Origin of the sequence: Streptomyces flaveolus (assembly GCF_014648815.1) — a bacterium.
GTDB lineage: Bacteria > Actinomycetota > Actinomycetes > Streptomycetales > Streptomycetaceae > Streptomyces > Streptomyces flaveolus.
Genome location: NZ_BMRV01000024.1, coordinates 1 through 23210, shown reverse-complemented (window position 1 = coordinate 23210; position 23210 = coordinate 1). Strand labels below are relative to the sequence as shown.

At 71.2% G+C, this 23210-nt stretch carries 20 protein-coding genes and 3 pseudogenes; 9 read left to right on the top strand and 14 right to left on the bottom strand.

Annotated elements, in window-relative coordinates; genetic code table 11:
• Nucleotide 1 precedes the first annotated feature (1 nt).
• Together IEZ05_RS34480 and IEZ05_RS34475 are read right to left on the bottom strand one after the other, a co-directional pair.
• Nucleotides 2–373, bottom strand: a complete 372-nt coding sequence (locus IEZ05_RS34480) for a DUF488 domain-containing protein (protein ID WP_189234259.1) — start codon at nt 371–373, stop codon at nt 2–4.
• Entirely contained in the window at nt 370–885 is a 516-nt protein-coding gene (locus IEZ05_RS34475) for a GreA/GreB family elongation factor (protein ID WP_189234258.1), read from the bottom strand. Before IEZ05_RS34475 ends, IEZ05_RS34480 begins: the two co-directional genes overlap by 4 nt.
• Nucleotides 886–1235: 350 nt before the next feature.
• Here IEZ05_RS34475 and IEZ05_RS34470 point away from each other — a divergent pair, with 350 nt between their 5' ends.
• Nucleotides 1236–1754 (top strand): SRPBCC family protein, encoded by a 519-nt coding sequence (locus tag IEZ05_RS34470; RefSeq protein WP_189234257.1) that lies wholly within the window; start codon nt 1236–1238, stop codon nt 1752–1754.
• Nucleotides 1755–1789: 35 nt separating this feature from the next.
• A complete protein-coding gene (locus IEZ05_RS34465) occupies nt 1790–4108 on the top strand; it encodes an FdhF/YdeP family oxidoreductase (RefSeq protein WP_189234256.1) in 2319 nt (772 codons plus the stop codon).
• On the opposite strand, the gene IEZ05_RS34460 is transcribed toward IEZ05_RS34465, so the two are convergent.
• The 4 genes from IEZ05_RS34460 to IEZ05_RS34445 form a co-directional block, all read right to left on the bottom strand.
• Nucleotides 4105–5049 (bottom strand): TIGR03564 family F420-dependent LLM class oxidoreductase, encoded by a 945-nt coding sequence (locus IEZ05_RS34460; RefSeq protein ID WP_189234255.1) that lies wholly within the window; start codon nt 5047–5049, stop codon nt 4105–4107. The two genes, IEZ05_RS34465 and IEZ05_RS34460, sit on opposite strands and share 4 nt — an antisense overlap.
• Nucleotides 5046–5504 carry a helix-turn-helix domain-containing protein gene (locus IEZ05_RS34455; RefSeq protein WP_189234254.1) on the bottom strand — a complete coding sequence of 153 codons (459 nt, stop codon included), beginning with the start codon at nt 5502–5504 and terminating at the stop codon, nt 5046–5048. Before IEZ05_RS34455 ends, IEZ05_RS34460 begins: the two co-directional genes overlap by 4 nt.
• Before the next feature lie 32 nt (nt 5505–5536).
• On the bottom strand, nt 5537–6598 hold the full coding sequence (locus IEZ05_RS34450) for an MDR family NADP-dependent oxidoreductase (protein ID WP_189234253.1): 1062 nt from the start codon (nt 6596–6598) through the stop codon (nt 5537–5539).
• A gap of 376 nt (nt 6599–6974) precedes the next feature.
• Nucleotides 6975–7451, bottom strand: coding sequence for an ATP-binding protein (locus tag IEZ05_RS34445; RefSeq protein WP_189234252.1), 477 nt, complete (start codon nt 7449–7451; stop codon nt 6975–6977).
• A gap of 832 nt (nt 7452–8283) precedes the next feature.
• Between IEZ05_RS34445 and IEZ05_RS34440 the strand changes: the two genes are divergently transcribed.
• From IEZ05_RS34440 to IEZ05_RS34430, 3 genes are all read left to right on the top strand, one after another.
• Nucleotides 8284–8958 carry an Lsr2 family DNA-binding protein gene (locus IEZ05_RS34440; protein ID WP_229869985.1) on the top strand — a complete coding sequence of 225 codons (675 nt, stop codon included), beginning with the start codon at nt 8284–8286 and terminating at the stop codon, nt 8956–8958.
• 206 nt (nt 8959–9164) lie between these two features.
• The gene (locus IEZ05_RS34435; protein WP_229869984.1) at nt 9165–9350 is read left to right on the top strand and encodes a hypothetical protein; all 186 of its coding nucleotides are present in this window, start codon (nt 9165–9167) and stop codon (nt 9348–9350) included.
• Nucleotides 9351–9558: 208 nt separating this feature from the next.
• Nucleotides 9559–10248, top strand: a complete 690-nt coding sequence (locus IEZ05_RS34430) for a haloacid dehalogenase type II (RefSeq protein ID WP_189234251.1) — start codon at nt 9559–9561, stop codon at nt 10246–10248.
• 55 nt (nt 10249–10303) lie between these two features.
• On the opposite strand, the pseudogene IEZ05_RS34425 reads toward IEZ05_RS34430, so the two are convergent.
• Nucleotides 10304–10669 (bottom strand): annotated as a pseudogene (locus tag IEZ05_RS34425) (FAD-dependent oxidoreductase); the annotation flags it as partial.
• Nucleotides 10666–10833: pseudogene (locus IEZ05_RS34420) on the bottom strand (ferredoxin); the annotation flags it as partial. The pseudogenes IEZ05_RS34425 and IEZ05_RS34420, both read right to left, overlap by 4 nt.
• Nucleotides 10834–11159: 326 nt before the next feature.
• Between IEZ05_RS34420 and IEZ05_RS34415 the strand changes: the two are divergent.
• The 3 genes from IEZ05_RS34415 to IEZ05_RS34405 all read left to right on the top strand — a co-directional run bounded on the left by IEZ05_RS34415 (nt 11160) and on the right by IEZ05_RS34405 (nt 14574).
• Nucleotides 11160–11996, top strand: a complete 837-nt coding sequence (locus IEZ05_RS34415; protein WP_189234250.1) for an alpha/beta fold hydrolase — start codon at nt 11160–11162, stop codon at nt 11994–11996.
• Between the two features lie 388 nt (nt 11997–12384).
• Nucleotides 12385–13443 carry an AraC-like ligand-binding domain-containing protein gene (locus IEZ05_RS34410; protein ID WP_189234249.1) on the top strand — a complete coding sequence of 353 codons (1059 nt, stop codon included), beginning with the start codon at nt 12385–12387 and terminating at the stop codon, nt 13441–13443.
• A gap of 369 nt (nt 13444–13812) precedes the next feature.
• On the top strand, nt 13813–14574 hold the full coding sequence (locus IEZ05_RS34405) for an alpha/beta hydrolase (protein ID WP_308426987.1): 762 nt from the start codon (nt 13813–13815) through the stop codon (nt 14572–14574).
• A gap of 21 nt (nt 14575–14595) precedes the next feature.
• Here IEZ05_RS34405 and IEZ05_RS34400 read toward each other — a convergent pair whose 3' ends face one another.
• Together IEZ05_RS34400 and IEZ05_RS34395 are read right to left on the bottom strand one after the other, a co-directional pair.
• Nucleotides 14596–16854 (bottom strand): ATP-binding protein, encoded by a 2259-nt coding sequence (locus IEZ05_RS34400; protein ID WP_189234247.1) that lies wholly within the window; start codon nt 16852–16854, stop codon nt 14596–14598.
• Between the two features lie 45 nt (nt 16855–16899).
• Entirely contained in the window at nt 16900–17751 is an 852-nt protein-coding gene (locus IEZ05_RS34395) for an NmrA/HSCARG family protein (RefSeq protein WP_189234246.1), read from the bottom strand.
• Nucleotides 17752–18346: 595 nt separating this feature from the next.
• Here IEZ05_RS34395 and IEZ05_RS34390 point away from each other — a divergent pair.
• Nucleotides 18347–20575, top strand: a complete 2229-nt coding sequence (locus IEZ05_RS34390; protein WP_229869983.1) for an ATP-binding protein — start codon at nt 18347–18349, stop codon at nt 20573–20575.
• 150 nt (nt 20576–20725) lie between these two features.
• On the opposite strand, the gene IEZ05_RS34385 is transcribed toward IEZ05_RS34390, so the two are convergent.
• From IEZ05_RS34385 to IEZ05_RS34375, 4 genes and pseudogenes are all read right to left on the bottom strand, one after another.
• Complete coding sequence (locus tag IEZ05_RS34385; RefSeq protein ID WP_229869982.1) at nt 20726–21646, bottom strand: LysR family transcriptional regulator; 921 nt, start codon at nt 21644–21646, stop codon at nt 20726–20728.
• Nucleotides 21647–21698: 52 nt separating this feature from the next.
• Entirely contained in the window at nt 21699–22277 is a 579-nt protein-coding gene (locus IEZ05_RS34380; RefSeq protein ID WP_115506902.1) for a Dps family protein, read from the bottom strand.
• Nucleotides 22278–22714: 437 nt separating this feature from the next.
• Nucleotides 22715–22873, bottom strand: a pseudogene (locus IEZ05_RS36660) (alpha/beta hydrolase); the annotation flags it as partial.
• Between the two features lie 15 nt (nt 22874–22888).
• On the bottom strand, nt 22889–23210 hold a 322-nt coding region (locus IEZ05_RS34375), incomplete at its 5' end, for an alpha/beta hydrolase fold domain-containing protein (protein WP_189234244.1).

Below are 23210 nucleotides of genomic sequence, written 5' to 3'. Positions count from 1 at the left end.
CTCATGGTGAGGTCCTGCCGTCGTTCAGCCATTCGGCCAGCACGGCGGCCTCGCTGTGGTCCGCGTCCTTGGTGGCCGTCAGCAGCGTGACCCTGCCGCGGGCCGCCAGGTCGCGCAGTTCCCGGACGGCCTGCTCGTGCTCCGGGTCGTCCAGCTCGGCGAGATAGCGCCGGCGGAATTCGGCGAACCGTTGGGGGTCGTGCTGGTACCAGCGGCGCAGATCGGTCGAGGGCGCGACGTCCTTCAGCCACGTGTCCAGGTGTGCCGCCTCCTTGCTCACCCCGCGCGGCCACAGGCGGTCCACCAGCACCCGCTTGCCGTCCTGCGGCGACGGCTCCTCGTACACCCTGCGACAGGTGATCTCTCCGGTCACGGGGGTCCTTCCTGTCGACCGTCCGCCGGTGGTGTCCGACCGGCTGCCGCCCCGCCCAGGGACACGACGGCGGCGGTCGTGCGCCCTCCCGGCGCGTCGTAGGTGACCGTGTCCCCGGGGCGGCGGCCGAGGAGGGCGCGCCCGAGGGGGCTGTCGGCCGTGACCAGTTCCTGGTCCGACGCCTCGGCGCGCTCGCCGATCTCGAGGGTCTCCTCCGTGCCGTCGCCGTACCGCACGGTGACCGAGCTGCCCACGCCCACCACGTCGGTCGGGGGCGGGCCCGCGGTCTCCGCCCGGGTGAGGCGGGTGGTGATGTCCGCGATGCGGGAGTCCAGCCGCTCTAGCGCGTCGGCGCGTTGCAGCTCGTCGGCCGCGTCGGCGCGGTCGCCCACCTCCGTGTCGGAGTCCCGCAGCGTCGCCGCGACTCTCCCGCGTTCGGCCTGCAGGTCGGCGCGTTCTTGTTCCAGGGCGGCTCGGGCGTCGGCGCTGATGGGTGCGGGTTCGCTGGGCATTCCTGCTCCTCTGCGTACAGGAGGCAGCCGGGGCACGGTCTGCGGGACATTTTAGTCGGGTTCGTGCCCGAAATCGCCTCGAGTCGCGTCGCTCGGTGCCATGTGGAACGGTGGGGGTGGTCAGCGCTCGCAACGCTCCCCACCTGCACGGGGAGGAGGGTGACATGTCTTCGAAGCGACGTCGGAAGAAGAAGGCGCGCCGCAATCACGCCGCCAACCACGGGAAGCGGCCACAGTCCTGAGGACGGCGGCAGTCGGACACGAACAGCGGGCAGAACGGCGGGCAGGCGTGCGGATCGGCCTCCCGCCTTCCCCCGCGACCGGGAGACAGCGTCCGGAGCAGGTGGGCCATGCACAGCGTCGAGGAAACGATCGAGGTCTCGGTACCGGTGCGTACCGCGTACAACCAGTGGACCCAGTTCAAGACCTTTCCGCGGTTCATGTCATGGGTGCGGCGGGTCGACCAGGTCCGGCCCGCCGTGCTCGTGTGGGTCATCGGGTCCGGGCCCGTGCGTCGCGAGTTCGCGGCCGAGATCCTGGAACAGGTGCCCGACTCCCACCTGACCTGGCGGAGTCTCGGGCGGGGCCCCTCGCACCGGGGCCGGGTGTCCTTCCGGCCCACCGCGGCGGGCGGGGCGACGGTCACCGTGCGGCTGGAGTTCGCGCCGCGCGGTCTCACGGGTCTGCCGGCCCGTCTCCCCGGGGTGACCGACCGCGTCGTGCGGCACGAGCTCGGGAACTTCAAGGAGTTCATCGAAGGACTCGGGGAGGAGTGCGGGGCCTGGCGCGGAGTCATCCGCAACGGTCACGTCCGTCCCCTGGAACCGGAACCGCCCAGGAGCCGGGTGCCCAACTGGCCCGTCGGCTGATCGCCCAGCGGCAGGAGAAGAGGAGAGGCGCACCCATGAAGAAGCCGCCGAGCGAAGAGCCGGAGGACTCCCTCACGGTGACCCCGCCCAAGAAGTGGGCGGCCGGGGTGCCCGCCGTCGTGCACGCGCTCGAGTACTCCCTGGAGCAGACCTCCCCGCTCCGGACGGGGGTGACGCTGCTGACCATGAATCAGGTGGACGGCACCGACTGCCCCGGGTGCGCCTGGGCGGATCCCTCGCCCGGGCACCGGCACCGCAACGAGTACTGCGAGAACGGCGCCAAGCACATCAACGACGAGGCGACGACGCGACGCATCACGCCCGACTTCTTCCGCCGCCACTCCGTCTCCGACCTGGGCCGGCGCTCGGACATGTGGCTGAACCAGCAGGGACGGCTCACCGAACCGGTGGTCAAGCGCCCCGGTTCCGATCACTACGAGCCGATCAGCTGGAACGACGCCTTCGCACTGCTCGCCGCGGAACTGACGTCCCTCGACTCCCCGGACGAAGCCGTCTTCTACACCTCCGGCCGGGCCGGCAACGAGGCGGCGTTCGTCCTCCAGCTGTTCGCCAGGGCCTACGGCACCAACAACCTGCCCGACTGCAGCAACATGTGCCACGAGTCCAGCGGCTTCGCCCTGCACGAGACGCTCGGCACCGGCAAGGGCACCGTCAGCCTGGACGATCTCCACGAGGCCGACCTGATCTTCCTGGTCGGGCAGAACCCGGGCACCAATCACCCGCGGCAACTGTCGGCGCTGGAGCAGGCCAAGCTGAACGGAGCCCGCATCATCGCCGTGAACCCGCTGCCCGAGGCCGGGCTGCTGAGGTTCAAGAACCCGCAGAAGGCACGCGGGGTGATCGGCTCCGGTGTCCAGATCGCCGACCGGTTCCTGCACATCCGCCCCGGTGGCGACCTGGCCCTCTTCCAGGGGCTGAACCGACTGCTGCTGGAGGCCGAGGACGCACGGCCGGGCGAGGTCCTGGACCACGACTTCCTCCAGTCCTGCACGAGCGGCTTCCAGGAGTTCGCCGAACACGCCCGCACCGTCGACTGGCAGGACATCGTCGCGGCCACGGGACTGAGCCGCGAGAAGATCGAGAAGGTCCGCGACGACGTCCTGCGCAGCGAACGGATCATCGTCTGCTGGGCCATGGGAATCACCCAGCACAAGCACGGCGTCCCCACCATCCGGGAGATCGTGAACTTCCTGCTGCTGCGCGGGAACCTCGGCCGGGCGGGTACCGGCGCCTGTCCCGTGCGGGGGCACAGCAACGTGCAGGGCGACCGGACCATGGGGATCTGGGAACAGATGCCGGACTCGTTCCTGGACGCGCTCCAGCAGGAGTTCGGTTTCGACCCGCCGCGCGCTCACGGACTCGACTCGGTCAACTCGATCAAGGCGATGCGCGAAGGCCGGGTCACGTTCTTCCTCGCCCTGGCCGGGAACTTCGTGCGGGCGGCTCCGGACAGCACCGTCACCGAGGACGCCATGCGCCGATGCCGTCTGACCGCCCACATCTCCACCAAGCTGAACAGGTCCCACACGGTCTGCGGCGAGACCGCGCTCATCCTGCCCACGCTCGGCCGTACCGAGCGTGACATCCAGGCGGGCGGTGAGCAGTTCGTCACCGTGGAGAACTCGATGAGCGAGGTGCACACCTCCCGCGGGCGTCTGGAACCGGCCTCCAAGGTGCTGCTCAGCGAGGTCGCCATTCTGTGCCGGCTGGCCCGTCGGACCCTCGGCGACCGGACGGACATCCCCTGGGGCCGGTTCGAGGCGGACTACGGGACGATCCGTGACCGGATCTCGCGCATCGTGCCGGGACTGCACGACTTCAACCGGCGGGTGTTGCGCCCCGGCGGGATCCGGCTGCCGAACCCGGTGAACGAGGGCGTCTTCGCCACCGCGTCGGGCAAGGCGATGTTCACCCGCAACGCCTGGGAGATGCCCGACGTTCCGGAGGGGCACCTCCTGTTGCAGACGCTGCGCTCCCACGATCAGTGGAACACCGTCCCCTACACGCCCAACGACCGCTACCGGGGCATCCACGGCAACCGCCGCGTGGTGCTGGTCAATCCGGCGGACCTGAGCGCACTGGGCCTGGCCGAGGGACAGCACGTCGACCTGGTCGGCGTGTGGACCGACGGCACCGAGCGCCGGGCCGAGGACTTCGAGATCGTCCCGTACCCGGCCGCGCGCGGTTCCGCCGCCGCGTACTACCCCGAGACCAACGTCCTGGTGCCGCTGGACAGCGTCGCCGACATCAGCAACCAGCCGACCTCCAAGGGGATCGTGGTGCGCCTGGAACCTGCCGCGGTCCGGTCGGCGTCGGTCCGGACGCCGGTCTAGGCGACGGTCCGGGCGCCGGTTTCGGCGAGGGACCCGAGCAGGTCCCAGGTGCGTCGCCGGTAGGTGTCGCCCGCGAGCTCCGTGGACGTGAACACCACCTCCGTCGCTCCGGCGTCCCGGTAGCGACCCACCTCGGCGGCGACCGTCCGCTCGTCGCCGATCACGGCCACGTCGACCGCCCGACGGACCCCGGACAGCTCGATGGCCCGGGCGTAGGACGGGAACTGCTCGTAGAAGGCCAGCTGTTCGGCGGCCTTCTCGCGCACGGCGGTCACGTCGTCGGTGACCACACCGGGTACGAGTGCCACGATGCGGGGCGCGGGACGGCCGGCTGCCGCGGCGGCCGCGGTGACGGCCGGAACGATGTGCTCGGCGAGGGCTCGGGGCCCGGCGAGGTAGGGCAGGATCCCGTCCGCGAGTTCGCCGCTCGCCCTCAGCGCCTGGGGGCCCATCGCGGCGACCAGCAGCGGCACGCCGGACTCCGCTCCCGGCACGCGCGCGGGTACCGGTGTGGTGGCGCTGAGCAGCTCGCCGTGGAAGTCGGCCGAGCCCGTGTCGGTCAACTGCCGTACTACGGTGAGGAACTCGCGCAGCCGGCGGACGGGCCGCTCGTGGGGGATGCCGAAGCCCTGTTCCGTGAGCAGCCTGGTGCCGAGGGCGAGTCCGAGGTGGTACCGGCCGTGCGTGGCCGCCTGTGCCGTGAGGGCCTGGCCGGCGACCGTGAGCGGGTGCCGGCCGAAGACGGGGATCGCGGACGTTCCCACCTGGAGAGCCGGTACCTCGCGCCCGACGATCGCCGCGAGCTGGGGCGAGTCGGCGCCGAATGTCTGGCCGAACCAGGCCGACCGGAGCCCGGCTGCCGCCGCCTCCCGGGCCAGTCGCACGCTTGCGTCGATCTGGTTGTCGGCGTCCGCCGCGTTGAGAGCCACTCCCACAGTCATGACTGCGCCAACCCGGACCCGGGACCGCCGATTCCCGGTGCCGTGCGACAAGCGCGTTGCGGTTTCGTGAACGAGCCCGGGGCCGGGTCGAGTCCGGCCCGCAGCGCGTCCCGCAGCCGGGTGAGACGCTCGATCTCCGAGTCGAGCGCGGCGATGCGGCGCCGCACCACCGCCGTGCCGACGACGGCCGGCTCGCCGGGTGCGTCCGGGTCGCAGGGCCGGGGCGGCCGGCCCGCGAGCAGCGGAAGGCGGTCGGCGATCCCGGCCAGGTCCTCGACGGTGAGGCCGAGGCCGAGGAGGTACCGGACGACACGCAGCACGGCGAGGTCCTCGGGCGTGTAGTCGCGCTGACCGGCCCTGGTGCGGCGCGGTGGCGGCAGCAGTCCCCGCTGCTCGTAGAAGCGCAGTGCCCTCGGTGTCGTGCCGACGGCTGCCGCGGCGTCGCCGATCCGCATCGTGTGCCTCCCGCTCGTCGTACCGGCGGCCGTCAACCGTGCCCCGGAAGGTCGACGACGACCGTGCCGAAGGTCTGTCCCCCGGTCAGTTCCTGCAACGCCCGCGGGGCCCGGTCGATGCCCTCGAACCGGGTGAGCGGGAACCGGATCTCGCCCGACCGCAGCCAGCCGTCGAACCGGTCGTTCCATTCGGCCTCCACCTCGGGGTGGTCGACGCCGGTGTATCCGCGCACGGAAACCCCCTTGACCACGAGCCGGAAGGTGTCGATCCGCGTCGGCGCGGTCGCTCCGGGGCTCTGGGGGTCGAGCTGCCCGGACAGCGCGCCGACCAGCGCGAACCGGGCGCCCTGCCGGGCCGCCGTCACGGCCGCGGTGAGCTGGACACCTCCGACGTTGTCCAGCAGGACGTCGATGCCGTCCGGCGCGGCCTCGGAGAGCTGCCGGGAGAAGGCACGGTGTGCGGTGTCCTGCTCCGCGCGCCACGAGCCGCCGGTCAGCACGGCGTCGTAGCCGAGTTCGGACGTCAGGCGCGCCGCCTTGGCCGGTGAGCCCGTGGTGCCGATGACCCGGGCGGCGCCGAGCAGCCGGGCGATCTGTCCGGCCAGCGAGCCCACCCCGCCCGCGGCCCCGGTGACCAGGACGACGTCCCCCTCGCGGACGCCCGCGAGCCGGGTCAGCGCCCCGTAGGCGGCGGAACCGGAGGAGAGGCGGGCGACGGGCTCGGCCGCCGGCCCGAGAGGGGCGCATCCGGCCAGGGGCACGAGGGCGTACTCGCGCCAGCCCATCAGGTGCGTCACCAGGTCGCCGGGGCTCAGGGAGCTGTCCGGCGGCGCGACGACGACCTCGCCGACGGCCGGCCCGAACAGGGCGTCCCCGGGGCGCAGTCCCGGCACCGGCGTTCCCTCGGCCCCTCCCCCGACGAGGGTGCGCAGACCTCCGAAGACCTGGAAGTGGCGGTTGCGGACCAGGACATGGCCCGGTGCCGGAGCGGGCGTCGCCGTCTCGACGACGGTGAAGTCGGTCGGCACGGGCAGCGCCTCGGGAACGCGGGCGAGCCGCACCTCGCGGCTGGTCCGGGGCAGAACCGTGGTCATGGGCGGCCTCCTGGGCGTGGGCGTACGGGCCGGCCGGGTGAACGGCCGGGCACCGGGCGGAACAGCGCACCGACGCTAATCCCTGACCCGCGGGTCAAGGGCAAGCCCGCCGGGGCCGCGGCCCGGACGGAGGAGGTCAGTCCCCGCCCCGCAGGAGCGCGCCGACAGCGGTCCAGGCCGTCGGCACCAGGCCGGATGGCGGTGCCGCCTCCGATGACATGAGGGCCCCTGTGGGCGTGTGAGGACGCTGTAGTCGCCCAGAGGGTCGCCGTCGACGACATGGACGCCTGCGGTGTGGGGCGAGGCTGATGGACGACCAGCCCCGACCGGCAGCATCACCGCCGGTCAAGACGGCCTCGAGGGAGGGGACCCGCGTTCACACGGCCTGGCGGCCGGCGACGTCGCCGCCGGGGTCGTCGGCGAGCTGGACGGTGGCGATGATCCGCTTGCCCACCGGCTCCCGGCGGACACAGAAGGTCTGGCACACCGCCATCACGATCTCCAGACCGTGCTGACCGACCCGGCCCGGGTCGGCTGCCAGCACCGACGGCAGTGTCGGGCTGCCGTCCCACACGCTCACCTGGACGGTCCCTCTGCTGACTTCCAGGTCCAGCAGACACGGACCGGGGGCGTACTTGCGGGCATTGGTCACCAGCTCGCTCACCACGAGCTGCACCATGCCCATGGCCCGGGCCGACACCGGCAGTCCGTACTCGGCCTGCACCGAGGTGAGGAAGTCGCGGGCCGTACGGCGGGCCTCACCGATCTCGGCACTGCCCTCGAACACGGCGGAGACCGCTGTCCGAGGGTCGCTGGAGGCCTTCCGGTCCTCATGTTGCGCAGCAGGGACCATGAAGCCGCCTCACTTCCGAAGCACCGCCGATTACCCCCCTCGTATGCCCTGCGAAGTCCGGCACACTCCCCACCGGATTGTTGCTGTTCGATCACGACGCCGTGGGCGGATCCAGACACGGCGGTCGGCGCCTCGCGCGATCTCCTCGCCGACCTCGTCTCCCGCCATGGCCAGGTCGGTGACATGGTCGCGGAGATCGAGCGAGCCCGCGCCGGCACCTCGGCCGACCCCGCGATCGCCGACGCCGTCGGCGCCGTCGGCGTCGTCGCGCTCAACCTCCTCACCGGTGCGTTCCACCTGCGCGCCGGCCTCACCCTCGCCTGGTCCGTCGTCGCGGTCCTCGCCGGGGCGGGAGCGGTCGGCGCGCCCTCCTCCTGTGGCCGCGCCACGACTCCCCGGCGCCCGTCACCAGCTCCGCGACACCTGGCCGGCACGCGCCCGGCGAAGGGTCCGCCTTGGCCAAGGCCGCGTGAAGCGCCCCGTGCAGCGCTGCTGGGGTCTCGATCCTCGCCTGACCCTGGATGTGAAGAAGTCCCGCCCCCAGGTTGCGGGGGCGGGACCGGGTGGAGCGCTGGGCAGGCCTTGCACCTGCATTTCCCCGCAGGAAGCGGGGCGTCTTTCCTTGGACGACCAACGCACAGCGGGCTGTCGCCGCAGCGACCCGCCTCACAAGATCAACTATATACGCTGTCGCACTCCCGTGCACATCGTGTCCGCAGCCCCGTGTGCTTCGCGCCCGACCGGACGTCAGGCAGCATGCGTCACAGAGACACCCGGTCACCGGCACAGCGCCGGTGACAGCGTTCGAGATCGACACCGCCCGAGGAAGCCCATGACTGATCTCACCGCCCTCACCCAGCTGTGCACCCCGCCCGGGCAGGCCCTGGGCATCCGCTGGGGCACGGTCGAAGCCGGCCTCGGCATGCCGCTGCCGCGGGACTACAAGCAGCTCGCCGACCGGTACGGACCCGGCTCCTTCAACGACTACCTCAGCCCCTTCCATCCCCACGGCGTGACCGAGTTCGTCAACCTCACCGGCCCCATGCCCGGGCGGATCCGCACCCAGCTGCGCAAGGACCACGTCCAGCACACCCATCCCGTCCCACACGATCCGGACACGCTCTTCGCCTGCGGGGCCACCGACAACGGCGAGTACCTCTTCTGGATCACCGACCCCGCCACCGATCCCGACCGCTGGCGCATCGCGGTCAACGAAGCCCGCGGCCCCCGCTGGTACACCTACGACGGAACCCTCACGGCCTTCCTCACCGGCGTCCTCACCGGACAGACCCGCGTTCCGCAGTTCCCGCCGAGCCTCCTCGACACCCCGGCCCGCTTCACGCCCTCACGCCCCGCCCTCGCCGGACCAGCACGCCCCGCCGCCACCCGGCCCGTCGACACGGCAGCGATCCGCTCCTGGGCGCGCGCCCACGGCTACCCGGTGCCGCCGCGAGGACGGATTCCCATCGGAGTCCGTGAAGCCTGGGAGCGCGCCACCCGCCGCTGACGGCGCAAGCAGGGCCGGCGGGACGCCCCCCAGGGGAACCGCCTTGACCTCAACTCGACTTGAGATTCTACGGTGTTCACCATCCGTTGATCACGAGGAGGGGCACGTGAGCGTGACGCTCAGGGAGTACTCGCAGGAGGAGTTGGCTGCTCAGCCCATCGGAGCATGGACCGGCGTGACGTGCCGGCTGGTGGTCGGAGCCCTCCGTGAGCAGTTGGCCGTGGGCGTTGACCGAGGCGGGAGAGAACGGGCGCCTTCGGGCCAGGGAACGCAACTTGCGGGTGCATCAGCAGGTGCACGAAGGCATTGACTCGGCCGACTTCGTGACCACGATCAACGTTCTGCGTCGCATGGTCGCCAATCTGGGTGGCGACGGCAATCTCCCCGACTAGGCACACGTGGACGTGACTCCCCGGGACCGGCCTGTTGCCCACGCCCACACACCGCGGCAGGCCCCGGCGGCGGCACCGGCCTGCGCGTACGCGACGACATGAGCCCCCGCGCAACCGCCGCCCCCGAGCGCCAGGGCCTGGCCGGCTTTCCGCCGCGTTCGGCCGACAGTCACTCCCGAGCCCCTGCTTCGCCCAGGAGACCTCTCTCATGTCAGAGCCAGAGATCGACGCCATCGTGTTCGACGTGCTCGGCACGCTCGTCGACGAACCCGCAGGCATCCGCGCCGGCATTCGAGAACTCGATCCAGCGCTCGGCGATCCCAGGGTCGAGCAGCTGGTGTCGCTGTGGCAGCAGCACATCGACCGCGAGCAACGGCGCATCCTCGACGGCGTCCGGCCCTACCTCACCAGCGACGTCCTCGACCTGGAAGCCGCCCGGCTCGTCGCCGATGCCGCCGGGGTCGACGACCCGACCGCCGTAGCCGCGCTGGCCCGGGCAGGCCGCAGGCTCCCGCCGTGGCCCGACACGGTGGCAGGGCTCGCCCGACTCGCCGAACGGTTCCCGCTGATCGGACTCTCCAACGCGAGCCGGACAGCGCTGCTGGAACTCAACGCCCACGCCGGACTGCGCTGGCACCAGGCCCTGTCCGCCGAAGACGCCCGGACCTACAAGCCCGACCCCGCGGTCTACCAGCTGGCCGTCACCGTCTCCGGACGACCGCCGCAGCGGCTCCTGATGGTCGCCGCCCACGCCTGGGACCTGCGCGGCGCACAGGCCCTCGGCCTGCGCACCGCCTACATTGCCCGCCCCGTCGGCGACCCGCCCACCCCCTCGGACCGGTTCGACCTGCACGCCGACGATCTGACCGGCCTCGCCGGCCAACTCGACCATGCCTAGGTCCGTGTTCCGGCTCGTCCCACCGAGCGCGTCGTCCCAGGTGCGCAGGGTGAGCACGCCGGCCGGGGGCGCGGGTGGGGCGGGCGGCCGATCCGGTGGCGATGAGGAGCCCGTCGTACCGGAGCAGCGCGCCGTCGGCCAGGGTGAGGGTCCGCGCCGTGACGTCCAGGCCGACCGCCGCCTGCCCGAGCCGCCAGCGGGCGTCGAGCCCTTGGGGCAGGGACAGTTCGATCCCGGCCGGCCGGCCCGGGGAGGTGAGTACCTGCTTGGACAGCGGCGGCCGGTCGTAGGGCGGACGTGGTTCGCCGCCCACGATGGTCAGGGCTCGGGTGAAACCACGGTCGCGCGGGGGCTGCGCCGCTCGCAGACCGGCGAGCGAGGCTCCGACGATCACCAGTTGGCGGTGGTCGTGGCCTCTCATGCGACGGCCTGCGTCTGGGTGACAGCGCGGACCGGGCAGACGGCCGCGGCCTTCTCGGCCCGGTCGAGCAGCGCGTCGCGGGGGGCGGCCTCGTACACGAGGTAGTCGTCATCGTCGAAGGAGAAGATCTCCGGCGCCGCGAAAACGCACTGCCCGTGGCTCCGAGAACGGCACCCGCCGCCGGTGCCGGGCGAAAGCGCAACGCCACTACGCCCGCACGTAGAACACCTGACCACCGGGCGCAGGCGACACCGTCGCTCAGGGTCGATGGTGACGCTCTCGGTGACGGCCGGCCGGGGCGACGCCGACGCCGTCGTGATGCGTCCAGTCACGCCCGCGGCCACCTCGCGTGTATCCGCGATCCCGCCTGCCTGGGCACTTCCGGGCAAGAGGGGTGCGTCCGACGGCAAAAGGAGTGCGGACCGCGCGCCCTAGCGTGGTGCCCGATCCGGGCCACTCCTTCGCGCTCGCTGGACAAAAGGAACAGACCTTGCCGTACATCACCGTGGGTCAGCAGAACTCGACCACCATCGACCTCTACTACGAGGACCATGGGTCAGGACAGACCGTGGTCCTCATCCATGGCTTCCCGCTGGACGGCCACTCCTGGGAGCGGCAGACTTCCGCTCTGCTCGACGCCGGCTACCGGGTGATCACCTACGACCGCCGCGGCTTCGGTCGGTCGAGCCGGCCGACGACCGGGTACGACTACGACACGTTCGCGGCCGACCTGAACACCGTCATGGAGACCCTCGACGTGCGGGACGCCGTCCTGGTCGGATTCTCGATGGGTACCGGGGAGGTCGCCCGATACCTCTCCACCTACGGCTCCGGCCGGGTGGCAAAGGCCGCTTTCCTCGCCTCGCTGGAGCCCTGCCTGCTCAAGACGGCGGACAACCCCGAGGGAGTCGCTCCGCAGGAGTTCTTCGACGGCGTGGTCGCGGCCGTGAAGGCGGACCGCTTCGCCTACTACACCGCCTTCTTCCAGGACTTCTACAACCTGGACGAAAACCTGGGCACCAGGATCAGTGAGGAGGCGGTCCGCAACAGCTGGAACGTCGCCGCGAGCGGCGGCGCCTTCGCCGCCGCCGCCGCACCCTCGACCTGGTACACGGACTTCCGGGCCGACATACCCGCCATCGACGTGCCGGCCCTGATCCTCCACGGCACGGCCGACCGGATCCTGTCGGCCGACGGGACCGCGCGGCCCTTCCACAAGGCCCTCCCGTCCGCCGACTACGTGGAGGTCGAGGGCGCCCCGCACGGCCTGCTGTGGACCCACGCGGAGGAAGTCAACGCCGCCCTCCTGACCTTCCTGGCGAAGTAGCACCACCGCGGCCTTCCCGGCCGCGGGCCACGGGCCCCTGCAGCTACGCTTCGGCGCCCTCACCACGTGGTGAGGGCGCCGAAGCGTCACCGAGCCCGCTTCACCCCTGCCACCCGTCTGATCACCATCGCCACGTCGAAGGCCCGCTCGCGCACTTTCTGCCTGTGGTTCTGCCTGGGATCGTCAGCCGACCGCTGCTTGGCTGTTCCTTGCGGGTAGGAACCGGGCCTCGCCGAAGCGGCACGGTTGCGCTCCAGCGAGGCCGCTGCCCGTACGAGGACACATCCGGCCCTGCCGGGTACCGGCCGCCGTCTTCCGGAGAGACGCAGCCGTCCCAACCTGTTCCCGTCCCTCGCAACCTCCAGACATTTCCTGAGCGGAGAGCAACTTGAGCATGGTGTTGACTACCGCTTCCGTACCGGACCAGGAGAAGGTCGCGTACTGGAACGACGTGGTGAGCAGGACATTGGTACCGATGACGGTCGCCCCGCGGGACGACGGCCCGTTCGACGGTCGGATCGCCACCCACCGCCTCGGATACCTCCAGGTCTCCACCCTGGAAGCCGATGCAGAGCGAGTCAGCCGCACTCCAGCACTGATCACCCGATCGCCCGAAGCACTGGTGGCCGTCGGAATCCAGATATCCGGCACGGCCACCTTTGTCCAGGACGGCCGAAGGGCGGAGGTGGGCGAAGGAGACCTGGTGATGTACGACACCACACGACCGTATTCCTTCGACTATCCGCAGCGATTCGCCGCGCATGTCTTCCAACTGCCCCGCCACACGCTGGGGGTAGCGGACAGCGACATCCGTCGGGTGACGGGCGATGCCATCGGCACCCGGGACGGTGTCGGCGCAGTGCTGCTCCCGTTCCTGGCCACCCTCGCGTCCACGGCCGACAGCTACCCCGCGGCCGTTGCCAACCGGCTGGCCGGCAACGTCGTGGAACTGTTCGCCACGTTGATCGCCGAACGCGCCCATCCCGCCGACACCGCCCCGGACACCGCCCGCAGCCAATTCGTGCTTCGGATCCGCAAACACGTCGACCGGAACCTGGGTGACCCGGATCTCTCGCCGGAGAGCATCGCCCGGGCGTTCCACATCTCCATCCGGTATCTGCACCGATTGTTCGAAGGTGAGGGCATCACAGTCGCCCGACTCATCCAGCAGAGGCGCCTGGAGGAGTGCAGCCGGGAACTGGCCCGCCGTGCCAGGACAGCCCCCACCGTGTCCTCGGTGGCCCGGCGGTGGGGATTCGTCAATCCCGCCCACTTCAGCCGTACCTTCCGCGCCGCGTACGGTGTCTCCCCTCGTGACTGGCGCAGCGCACACACCGCCCAGGGCCACAGCGGTCAACTTCCGGTCGACACGCCGCCGTCCGCGAGGACCGAGCCATCCGGGGCCGGCTGCCCGGAGCCTACGAGTAGGGTGCCGTCAGGGCGCTGACCACCTGCCCCGCGCCCGCGTCGGCGCCACCCGATACCGGCAGCCGCACCCCCACTCCCCCTCTCCCGATCAGGCACCCGGTACGCCCACCACCGTTCCGCCTCATCCCGCTAGGCTTTCTCGGCTGGAGACCGTATGACCGACTTCGCCACTCCCCCCCACCCTCGTACGGTCCTGGACCCGTCCACCCGAGCGTTCGTGGACAGGTGCGCCTGCCCACGTTCGGCCCGCACCCCGGACCCGGAACAGGCCAGACTGGACCTGGCCCGTCTCCAGGGGCAGGGCGTCTCCGACCCTCTCGACGAGCAAGCCACTTCGGCACAGTGGTTCACGGTGCCGGGAGGGCCGACCGGTCACGTACGAGTGCGGGTGGTCAGACCCACCGACAGCGACGGCAGCATCCCCGTCGTGCTCTTCCTGCACGGGTTGGGCTGGGTCCTGGGCGATGCCCACACGCACGAGCGCCTGTTGCGTGCCTTCGCCCTCGGCTCGGACGCCGCCGTCGTCCACGTCGAGTACCACCGCCCGCCGGAGGCGAAGTACCCGGTCGCCGTCGAGCAGTGCTACGCGGTCGCGAGGTGGATCTGCGAGCGGGGCGGGGAGATCGGTCTGGACGGGAGCCGGATGGCCGCCGTGGGCGACTCGGCCGGCGGCAACCTGGTAGCGGCGCTCACCTTGCTCGCCAAGGAGCGCGGTGACGTGAGACTGCTGCAGCAGGTGCTGCTGTGCCCGGTCACCGACGCCGACTTCGACACCCCGTCGTACCAGGAGTTCGCTGAGGGGTACTTCGTCGGCCGCGAGACCATGCGTTGGTTCTGGGACCAGTACCTGCCCGACGTGCGGCAGCGGAGCGCGGCCACCGCATCACCGCTGCGAGCGACCGTGGAGCAGCTCACCGGCCTCCCCCCGGCCCTTGTGGTCACCGGCGAGGCTGACGTGGTACGAGACGAGGGCGAAGCCTATGCGGCAAAGCTCCGTGCTGCCGGCGTGGCGGTGGTCTCCATGCGCTACCACGGCACCATCCACGACTTCATGGTGCTCGATCCGCTGTGCGACACCGATGCCGCGCGCGCCGCCCTCGTCCAGGCTCTCGACACCGTTCACGTCGCTCTGCACCGGCATCGCGGCTGAGCCTCCTGCCGCGGGCGTTGCTCACTCGGCCGGGAGCGAGTCCAGGAGTTTCTGTGCCTTCCGCAGGATGCCGCTGTCGACCGCGTCACCGAGGTCGAGAGCCTGACGGAGACAGGACCTGGCTTCCGCTCGTTCTCCCAGTCCGACCAGGGCCTCAGCCAGACTCACGAGCGAGCCTCCCTCCATGTAGGGCATGCCGACGCGCCTGAACTGGGCCACAGCATCGCGGTGACTGGCGGCGGCCTCACTCCACTGTTGGAGGGCGATGTGGTCAAGACCGAGTGCGTAGGTCGCGTGAGCACGAGTCATATCGGCGACGTGCCCGTTGACCGGGCGATCCGGCGCGTCGAGGAAGGCGATGATGCGCCTGCTCTGGTCCAGGGACTCCTCGGCACGGCCGAGGAAGCGCAGACAAGAACCGTAGGTGAGCAGGGCGCCCAGCCAGCCCTCGCAGTCGTCGGCCTCTTCGTACAGGTCAACAGAGGCAAGGGCCTTCTCTGCCGCCGCCTGCGCCTCGCCGAGTTTCCGGTGCGCGACTGCCGCGTGCGACAAGGCCGAGGCCTGCTGGGGAACATTGCCGGCGCGGCGAGCGCACTGCAGACCTTCATCGGCCCGTTCGAGGGCCTCGCGGTACCTGTGGTCGCACTCGATCAGGGCCCACGCCTGCATGTTGAGGTGGAACGTCTGCAGGTCGGGGTCGTCGAGCGCGGCTGCGGCCTGGCTGGAGAGCTGGTAGATCTCGGACCAGTGGCCCCAGAAGACCCACAGGTTGCAGAACCATTCCATGGCATCTGCGGTTTCCACGACCCGGGTGTGCTCGCCCTTGTGTGCGGCGCTGTGCAGCGCCGCGCGCCAGGCAGGGGCTTCGCTCTGGAGCCAGGAGCGGGCCTGCTCGGCGTTCTCCAGGGCGACCAGGCCTCGCCAGGAGGACGGAGGCGCCCCGTACTGGGGCTTGTACCAGCGGCCGGCGATCACAGCCGTGTCCAGCAGCCAGGCACGCAGTCGGTCCTCGGCCGCTTCCCGTCGCTCAGGGTCCTCCTCCTGGGACAGCCGGGCGCGGGCGAACAGCCGCAACAGGTCGTGCAGTTGGTAGCGGCCGGTGAAGGCGGCCTGCAGCAGTCCGGCCTCGGCCAATTCCTCCATCACGTCCTCGGCCTCGAAGACCCCGGTCCCGGTCAGCGCTGCACCGTACGCGGCGGTCATGTCCGGCCCCGGGACCAGGCTCAGCAACCGCAGCATCCTTGCGGCCTGGCTGCTCAGCTCCCGGTAGGACAGCTCGAACGCCGCCTCCACTCGCACATCACCGGCCACCAGGGCGCCCAGGCGACGCTCCTCGTCGGTCAGGCGACGAACCAGGTGATCGACAGGCCAGCCGGACCGCACCGTCAGCCAGTTCCCCGCGACGCGCAGGGCCAATGGCAGACGTCCGCACAGCTCCGCCACCCGACCCACGGCCGCGGATTCCGCGTCCGCCCGGTCCGCGCCCAGGATGCGGCGCAACAGTGCGACCGCTTCGTCCTGCGCCATCTCCGACAACGTCAGCCGGTCGACGTCCTCCAGACCCGTCAACGGCCTCCGACTGGTGACCAGCACCAAGCTCCGCCCGCCCGCCGGCAGCAAAGGACGCACTTGCCCCTCGTCGCGCGCGTTGTCCAGCACCACCAGGCACCGCCGCTCGCCCAGCAACGCTCTCAGCAACCCCGCACGCCCAGCCGCGTCCTCCCGCGCCAGTCGGCGGTCCGGCACCCCCAGGGCTTTCAGCAGCTTCAGCAGCGGCTCGGCCGCGTCCACGGGGCCGTCCACGCCGTGCAGGTCCGCGACGAAGCACCCGTCGGGGAACATCTCCGCGACATCCGCCACCGCTTTCAGCGCAAGCGTCGTCTTACCGCACCCCGGAGGGCCCGAGACGACCGACACCCGTGTGCCCTCACCGGTCCCCGCCCGTTGTGCGGCATCCCGCAGCCGGGCAAGTTCAGGACCGCGCCCCGTGAAGTCCCCGACCGACCGCGGCGGCACCGTATTCCCGGCCACCGCTACCGCACGCGTCACACGCCCGGCCCGCGCCGCGGCAAACAGCGCCTCCCGCTCCCGCTCCGCGAGACGCAGCCCCTGCGCCAGCGCCACGACCGTACGGCGCTGAGGAACCCGGCTGCGTCCCCGCTCCATGTCGCCGATGGCCCGGACGCTGACGCCCGACGACTCGGCCAACTCCTCCATCGTCAGGCGACCCTGCTGTCGCAGACCCCGCAGAACGGCCCCGAAGGGCTTCTGGTCAGCCACGCTCTCCCCTGTTCTGCCCAGACCGAAGACCGCACAGGCGCAGGCTCAGCGGGCGCCTGTCCAGGCACGGCCGGCCCAGTCAGCGTACCGGGTCCAGCCGATCTCGGGGTGATCCCCGTGGAGCGCTGGGATGTCGACGCGGTATCCCTCCCTGTTGAAGAAGGCCCACATCGCGTGCATGTCAGGATTGGTCACCGCCGGGAGCGGAACGCGCTCGTGGCGGACCTCCCGTCCCAAGGCGTCCCCGAGTGCGGCGGCCATCTGCACGGGAGTGGGCGCGTCACTGGCGAGTTCGATGCGCTGACCGGCGTACTCGCTCGGATCGAGCAGTACTTTCGCGGCGAACGCTCCGAGATCTGCGCGGTCGAGCTGCTGCAAGGGGCGGTCCCCCGGCAGCGGCAGATCCAGGAGACCATCGAGGATGCGCTCGGCTCCGCCGAGTGCGTTGTCGAAAAAGTACGTGGGTCCCAGCACCGTGTGCGGGACGTCTGCCGAGGCCAACTCCGCTTCGATCAGTGCCTTGCTCTCGAAGTGCGGCACCCCGCTGGCCCGGTCGGCTCCAGCCACCGAACTGAACACGAGATGCGGGACGCGCGCCAGCGTTGCGGCAGCGATGATCGACCGTCCCTGGGCGACTTCGGCTTCGAGGCCGGCCTCGAAGGGAGTCGTGTAGGCGAAGACCGCCCTCACCCCGGTCATGGCCGGGGTGAGTGAGCCGGCGTCACCCAGCGACCCCGTCACGACATCGACCCCGGCCTCGGCGAGCTTCCGTGCCGCCGGCCGGCCGGGGTCGCGGACCACAGCCCGGACACGGGCTCCGCGGCCGACCAACGCCTTCGTCACCGCACCGCCCTGTCCACCGGTGGCCGCGAGAACCAGAATCGGTTCATCGGTCATGAGGGCTCCTCTTCTCGCTCACATGTCGACGCCTCCCGCCATCATCGGTCCGTGACCACTGTCCTGCCTGGAATGCGTGCCCGACAGCCGGCAACAGGGCACTCGGAGGCATGAGGTGTGCACGCTCGGGCATGGCAGGCAACCCCGCCATGCCACGGGCCCGGTCACCGTGAAGGCACTCAGTTCGCGTCCTGCTTCTCCCTCAGCCGGCCGCGCGAGGTGATCCCGCCCTCACGCGGCGACACCGATGAAGCCAAGAGCCGTGAGCGAGCATGAGGCGGGCGCGGGCGAACGGGGCACGGGACATGTCCAGCGGTGCTGAAGGCGAGGGACGTCGGCGTCTGAGCCAGCAGTCCACCTGCCGGCGCGATACCGGCTCCCGCCCGCCCACATCGTGGGTGACCGGCCCGGGCGGCGGCGTGTGCGCGCAGGGAGTCGTCCGGTTCTGGATCAGCGGCTGATGCCCCTGGCCGGCCGCCATAAGATTTTCTCGCCGCTGGGCACTTGGCCCTGTTCAGGCGCGATGTCGGAGCGGATCTGACACAGGGTGATGTGAGGTGACAGGGTGGCGGACGCGGGTGGTGCAGGGTTCGGGGTGCTGCTACGGCAGCTGCGGTTGGAGGCATCGCTGACGATCGAGGCCCTGGCGGAGGCGTCGGGAGTCAGTGTCCGGGGGATCGGTGATCTCGAGCGGGGACGGCGGGCGACTCCCCAGCGGAGAACGGTCGCCGCGTTGGCGGACGGGCTGGGGCTGGGCGAGCCGGCGCGGGAGCGGCTGCTGGCCGCCGCCCGGTCCGGTCGCAGCCCTCGCCACAGTCCGGCCGGCGTGCGTGCCTTCCCGCGCGGCATCGACGACTTCGTCGGCCGGGAAGCGGAGCTGACACAACTGGCGGCACTGGCTGACAGGGAGACCACTGGGCTGCCGGTGGTCGCGGCGGTGTCCGGGCCGCCGGGAGCGGGCAAGACCACCATGACGCTGCAGGCCGCCCGCGAACTGGCCGGGCGTTTCCCGGACGGGCAGCTGATGCTGGATCTGCGTGGCTTGGACGACACTCCGCCGGACGCGGCCGAGCTCCTGCTGCGTGCGCTGAAGGCGTTGGGCGTGGCCGACCGGGATCTTGCGAAGGCCGGCCCGCAGGGTCACCCGGAGCTGTACCGGAAGGTGCTGGCTGAGCGGCGCTGTCTTCTGGTGCTGGACAACGCCCGGGACGAGGCCCAGGTTCGCCCGCTGCTGCACGGGGCCGGTGCGGGGATGATATTGATCACCAGCCGAAGGATGCTCACCGGCCTGGAGAGCGTCCACCGCCTGCCCATCGGCGAACTCTCCCCCATCGAGGCTGCCGATTTCCTGACCGCCCTGGTAGGACGGGAGCGCGTGGACGCGGACCCTGGCGCGCTGGCCGAGGTCGCCCACCGCTGCGGGCATCTGCCGCTGGCCCTGCGCGTGGCGGGCAACTGGCTGGCCACCCGCACCGGCTGGACGATGCGCCGCCTCGCCGACCGCCTCGCGCTGGAAGAACGCCGCCTGGACACGCTGACCGCCGGCGACCTCCGCCTCTCGGCGGCCTTCGACCTGTCCTACCGTCAGCTGACTCCCACCGCCGCACGCCTGTTCCGGCTGCTGTCCCTGGTCGACGGCCCCGATGTCAGCGCCGCCGGCGCCGCTCAGCTGACCGAGCAGCCGCTGTTCGACGCCGAGGACACGCTCGAGGAACTCGTCGAGACCGGTCTGCTGGGCACCGACCAGGACCGCTACCGCCTGCACGACCTGCTGCGCCTGTACGCCCGCAGCCGGCTGCACGCCGAAGAACCCCCCGGGAAGTCCGAGGCGGCCCGGGCGGCGCTGCACCGCTGGCTGCTGGAGACCGCCGTCGTGGCCGGCCGCTGGTACGAACCCGACCACGGCGCCCCATCCGCCACCTGGCAGGGCACCGTCGACCTGTCCACGGCCGAGCACGCCCGCCAGTGGCTCCAGGCCGAAGGCGACAACTGGCTGGCCGCCCTGCGCGCGGCCGCCGCCGCGGGCGACCACACCACCGTCGTGGAAGTCACCGAAGCCCTGCACTGGTTCTCCGACCAATGGACCTTCTGGGGACACTGGCCCGAAGTCTTCCGAACCGCCGCCCACTCCGCACAGGCCCTCGGCGACCCGCTCCTGGAAGCCACCCACCTCAACTACCACGCCTGGGCCCTGCTGCTGTGCGAAGGCCGCCACCACGACAGCCTCGCCCGCTCCGCCCAGGCCCTCGCCGCCGCCCAGCGCGCCGATCACCTCCCCCAGCAGGGCTGGGCCCACTTCTACAGTGCCTGGGCCCTGAGCATGCTCGGCGACCACGCTGCGGCGGCACATCACAACCGCGAGTCAGCCAGGTTCTTCGAAGCCTCCAGCGACCTTCACGGCACCCTCCAAGCCATGACCAGTACCGCCTACAACCTCCTCCTCGCCGGCCAGCACGAGGAATCGCTCGCGGAGGACCTGCGCGCGCTTGCCTTCCTCGACCAGGCCGGCGACCGCATCGAACCGCATATCGGGGATTTCGCCCGCGTGAACCTGGAGATGAACATCGGCCGGTCTCACACCTGCCTCGAGAACTGGGCTGAGGCCGCCGACCACCTGCGAGCCGCAGTGGACCTCGGGCGCGACAGCGGCAACATCGGCTTGGAGAGCCGCGCCCTGTTCCACCTTGGTGAGGCTCTGCTGGCTGCCGGGCACCGCGACGAGGCTCGTGATGCCTTCGCCCGGTGCGTGTCCCTCGGCACGGCAGCCGACCCCAACCGCCTCATCGAGGCCCGGAAGCGTCTCGCCGACCTCGACGTCCGGTGAACACCGCCCGGGCCGACCCCGGTAGCCCGCCGTAGGACCGGAACCGAGTGAACCCGGCCCATGCCCGGCGCGCCGGGGTCGAGGGGCACCTACGGCCGGAGGCGGGCGGTATCTCTCGCACGCTCCCGGGTGCTGCACGTCCGGACCCCGTCAGGTGATGTGCTTCAACAGCGCGGCGACTGCGGGGGGCGCCTCGCCGGGAGGCCGTACCACCATGATCTTCCAGTTCGGGGCGTGCCGCCGGAACGGGTACTGGCGCAGGTCGTCGAACCGGTCCGCGATCGACCTGGGCATGATGCACACGCCCAGGTCGTTGCGGACCAGTTCGGCCGCCGCGACGATGTCGTTCACCTCGAACGTCGTACTGCGTTCGACGCCGGCGGCGCGGAAAGCCCGGTCGACCGCGTAGCGGATGGCCCATCCCGGTGAGAAGTCGACCATGGGCAGTCGGGTGAGGTCGGCGAGGTCGACTTCGTCCTCCGGCTTCACCGCGAGCAGAACCCTGCGGGGCGAGGCCACGAGCACCATGTCCTCGCGGGACAACAGGCGGGTGGTCAGTCCGCGTTGCTGTTGCCGGTCCAGTGCCACGACCGCCAGGTCCACGGTGCCGTCGCGCAACGCTTGGCGGATGTCGGCGACCGCGGCCTGCCGCAGCTGCACCACCACGCCCGGATGCTCCGCACGCAGCGCGGCCAGGGCATGGTGCAGCCCCGCCCATACGCCTTGCATGGTGCCGACCGTGATCCGTCCGCGTAGCTGGCCCTTGACGGCGTCGACCGCTTCCCGGGTCAGCTCGGCGGCGCGCAGGGTGGCCCTGGCAGCGGGGACGAAGGCTTCGCCCGCCGGGGTCAGGGCGACGCGGTGCGTGGTGCGGTCGAAGAGAGGGGTGCCCAATTCGCGTTCCAGGGACCGGACTGTGCCGGACACCGCGGACTGGACCACGTGCAGGCGCCGCGCCGCCGCCGTGAAACCGCCGGTGTCGGCTACCGCGACGATGACTTCCATCTGTCGCAGATCCATCATCAGCTCCCGCTCACCCAGCGCTTCGCCGGATGCGAAGACGACCGTCACCGCTGCATCGTATGCGGGCACGAACAGCGGGTCGGGCGTCGTCGCAGCGGGTTCAGGAGCGGACGAGGGGCGTGTCCACCAGGTGTTCGGCCAGGAACCAGGACTGCAGCTCGCCGGTCCTGATCACTTGCGAGACGAAGAGGTCGTTGGTGCCGTCGTCACCCAGTTCGGCGGTGCGCGCGGCGGCGTCGTGGGCCTCGACGAGAATCGTCTCGTGGGCCTCCAGCAGCCGCGACAGCATCGCGGGGACCTCCTCCACGCCGTCCGGGGGCCTCGGGATCGAGGTGATCTCCGCGACGTGCCGGGGGTCGCCCACGGCGACGCCACCGAGTGACTGCACGCGCTCGGCGAGGGTGTCGACGAGTTCCAGCTGCTCACCCGCGTGCTTGTCCAGCACCAAGTGGAGTTGGTAGAAGGTCGCACCGCGCATCAGCCAGTGGTGCTTCTTGTAGAGGCCGTACAGGATCTGTGTGTCCGCCAGGACCCGGTTGAGGCGCTGGCAGGAGTACATCCGGGCCTCGTACGAGAGGCCGAGCGGGAACTGCTTGACGGTCCCGAAGTCCTGGATCACCTCGCCCTTCTGGTGCAGCCACGGCTGGCTGCCGCTCACGTGATGGGAGCTGGTGGTCATGATCCGCCTCCTGCGGTGCCGTGCTGTGTGTACCCCGACGACGCTAGACGGCGCCACGGCGCCGACTTGCCCGGCAGCGCATGCGCCGATGCCTGTCAGCGCACGGCGGACAGCGCCCGAGGCGGGCGTTCACTGTCGGGCAGGCTTCCGTGCACCGGCGGGCTCCCGCCGTCTTCAGGCCCTTCTGGCGTCGGCAGGCAACCACGCCCGGCAGACGGGCTGAAGAGGAACGGCAGTGAGCATGAACGAGCGAACGGATGTGGTGGTCCTCTCGCACCGTACGTCGGCGGCACGTCGGCCGCCGGGGTGTTCCTGAGCGGTCTGGTCGCGGTGGTCACCCTGCGGCAGCGGGCATGAGACGACCACACGCGAAGGCCGCGCGGCCCCTTGAGGGGACATCCGCGCGGCCTTCGGGCCGGCTGCCGATGACAGCGGTATCAGGTGGTGGCGCGCACCGCGCCGCGGATCAGATCGGCTGCTTCCTCGGGCCGCGAGACAGCCACGGCGTGCGAGGCGCCGTCGATCCCGACGACCGTCGCTCCGGCCCGCTCCGCGCCGAAGCGCTCCGCTTCCGGGTTGATCGCCTCGTCCGCGCCGGTCGGGCCGGCACGTCAGCGGGTGTGCAGCGCGGCGTGGAGAACGGCGACGGCCTGGTTGATGGCGGCGTCGGCGGCGTGGGTCTCGCGCAGCGCGTTGAGCATCACGAAGTCGTGGATGATGCCCTGGTAGCGGACGGCGGTGACGGGCACGCCGGCCTCGCGCAGCTTGTTGGCGTACGCTTCGCCCTCGTCGCGCAGCACGTCGGCCTCGCCGGTGATGACGAGGGCGGGGGGCAGTCCGGTGAGCTGCTCGGTGGTGGCGCGCAGCGGCGAGGCGGTGATCTGGGCGCGCTCGGCCTCGTCGGTGGTGTACTGGTCCCAGAACCACTGCATG